1 protein-coding gene is annotated in these 232 nt (G+C 68.1%); it reads left to right on the top strand.

All coding sequences use genetic code 11. The features are described 5' to 3' along the window. Positions 1–232 (top strand): hypothetical protein (locus IF11_RS37535; protein ID WP_037729565.1); only part of this gene is annotated, 232 nt, incomplete at both ends.

Here is a 232-nt window from a genome sequence, read left to right as displayed (position 1 = left end):
CTTCAAGGGCAACGGCAAGAGCGGCAAGGACACCAAGGGCGGTAAGGACGGCAAGGGCGCCGACGGCCCCAAGGACCTCGGCAGCATCTCCTTCGAGGGACTCTCGGGTTCGATGACCGAGGACGTGGTCGTCATGCGCGCCAAGACCGGCCCGGACGCCGGCAAGATCACGTTCGTCTACACCTTCTCCGTCAGCGGCACGGCCGGCGGGGTGGCGCAGGCCAAGGGCAGC

Source organism: Streptomyces scopuliridis RB72, assembly GCF_000718095.1.
Taxonomy (GTDB): domain Bacteria; phylum Actinomycetota; class Actinomycetes; order Streptomycetales; family Streptomycetaceae; genus Streptomyces; species Streptomyces scopuliridis.
Note: the sequence above shows the minus strand (reverse complement) of the source record. Positions and strands in the feature narration are given on the sequence as shown.